At 74.6% G+C, this 2,240-nt stretch carries 2 protein-coding genes; both read right to left on the bottom strand.

Annotated elements, in window-relative coordinates; all coding sequences use genetic code 11:
• Positions 1 to 1,271, bottom strand: a 1,271-nt coding sequence (locus FOE67_RS23275; protein WP_182666805.1) for a hypothetical protein, incomplete at its 3' end; no start/stop codon positions are given.
• A gap of 10 nt (positions 1,272 to 1,281) precedes the next feature.
• A complete protein-coding gene (locus FOE67_RS23280; protein WP_182666806.1) occupies positions 1,282 to 1,896 on the bottom strand; it encodes a sigma-70 family RNA polymerase sigma factor in 615 nt (204 codons plus the stop codon).
• Between the last annotated feature and the right edge of the window lie 344 nt (positions 1,897 to 2,240).

The following is a 2,240-nucleotide window of genomic DNA, read 5'->3' on the forward strand; positions in this document are numbered from 1 at the left end:
GTATAAGGGACAGCGCCCGCCCCGCGCCCCGGGTGGGGGGCGTCGGTCGGACGCGCGTCCGACGCGGCGGCGGGCTCCTCGACCGACCCGACCGACCCGACCGAGCCGAGCGAGCCGACCGACCGACCCGAGGCGCCGTCGGCTGCCGGGTCGGCGGAGTGCTCGGACCGCTCGGAGCCCCCGGTCGCGTCGAACTCCTCGAAGAGTTCCCCGCGCACACCGGTGCCGGAGCCGGCCGGCGGCATGGGGGGCAGGACCGGCGGGATGTCCCGCAGCGCCCGGGCCACGGCCCGGGCCAGGGCACCGGCGGCGGTCAACAGGGGGGTGCCCGTCACCACCAGTTGCCCGTGCCGGTCGATGAGCAGGAGCCTGACGTGCCCCCGCCCCGGGGAGCCCAGCAGGAAGCGCGGGGCGTCGGGGCGGCGGACGGGCTCGGCGAACTCGGCCGGCAGCGGGTCGGGCGCGTGCGGGGCGACCAGCACGGGACCGTACCCCCGCTGCGGTTCGGTATCGCGAACGATTCGGTGGGCGTCGCGCACCGGCATCCCCGGGTAGCGGGGGTGCACCCCCTCGGAGACGGTGACCAGGCCGGCCGGGAGACGGGCCTCCATCTGGGCGGCGAGGGTCCGCAACAGCACCGCCCGGTTGCGTACGTCGCCCTCCAGGCCGATCACCGGCGGGCCGCCGCCGGCGTCCAGGAAGGCGCAACCCCCGGTGCCCCCCGCGCCCCCGTCACGGCCGACGGCGACCAGCACCGGGCGGTACTCCCGCGCGGCCTCGTCGGTCGGCACCATCGGCAGGTCCTCCCGGGGGATCATCCACAGCCCGGGGACGTCCTCCCCCTCCTCGTCGATGCCCGGTTCCCACGGCGCGGCCGGCGCCGGCATCGAGTCGGTCGGACCGGCGAGGCGCACCAGCACCAGATCCCGCGTGACGGTCACGGCCCAGGGGCGGCCGGGCTCGCACAGCGGCCGGACCGCGGCCATCGCCCGCTCGGCGTCGCGCCAGGTCAGGGGGGAGCGCAGGGCCCGGGTCAGGTACCGCAGGTCCCTCCGGTGGCGGTACCAGTTGCGCACCGGGGCGGCGAAGGCGTGGCGGGTGACGGCCAGTTCGCGGGACACCCTCGCCCGGGCGGCGGACCAGCCGCCCATGCGCATCGCGATCGCCCTGACCATCAGGAAGAGGACGAGCAGGGTTCCGAGGACACCGCAGATCCGGAAGATGGTGTCGCGGTGCTCGGAGAAGAAGGCGATCGGGTCGACGTTCCTCATGCGTGGCTCCTCATGCGGCGGCCGACTCCCCGTTCGTGGAGGAACGGGTCAGCTCGCGGCGCAGGGCCACCAGTGCGTAGTGGGTACGGGACTTGACGGTGCCCGGGGGAATGCCGATCGCCCGGGCCGCCTCGGCACCGGTGCGGTCGCGCAGGTGCACCTCGACCAGCACCTCGCGGTGGGCGGGGGAGAGGCGGGCCAGCGCGTGGCGCACCACCTGACGGTCCACCACCGCCTCGGCCACGTCGGAGCCGCCCGCCGGTGGCATCAGCTCGTCGGGCACCACCCCCACCGGTACCGCCCGGTCACGTCGGTGGGTGTCGATCACCAGGTTGCGGGCCACCCGGTGGAGCCAGGCCACCAGCCGCTCCTCCTCGGCCGGGTCCGTGTCATCGGTGAGTTCGAGGAAGACCCAGGCGCGCAGCAGCGTCTCCTGCACGATGTCCTCGGCACGGTGCGGGTCCCCACCGGTCAGCCGCACCACGTGGCGCAGCAGCCGTTCGCGGTGGCGCAGTAAGAGGGTGGCCAGGCGCCGGCCGTGTGGCTCCCGGGTGGCGGGGGAGGGGTTCCGCCGGGCCCCGGAGCAGGCGGGCGCCGACCGGGAGGGAGCGGGAGACGGGCACATGCTGGGGGCTCCATCCTCGACGGGCACGGGGAGGAAGGGGCCATCGTCTCGTCGATGGTCCCCGGGAGGAGGGGCGCCCCACGGGGAGGGAGCGCGTCCGCGGTCATTGTTCTCCCGGGGTCGGTAAAAAATCCAGTAATAACCTCAAGGAAAGCTCAGAATCGGAGTCGTATTGCCGGGGAGCGGGCTTCGTGGCCGTTCGCCGACCGTTGTCCGGCTTTCCATCGGGACGTCGGGGAGGCGGTGGCGGGGGGTCGGGGCATATGCCAAACGGGCCCGATCCGGGTGAAAAGCCTGTCCGAACGGGCTTGATCGGGATCGGAGTTCGGGGGATCGAGGGAGGG

The organism is Streptomyces calidiresistens (assembly GCF_014141525.1).
Taxonomy (GTDB): domain Bacteria; phylum Actinomycetota; class Actinomycetes; order Streptomycetales; family Streptomycetaceae; genus Streptomyces; species Streptomyces calidiresistens.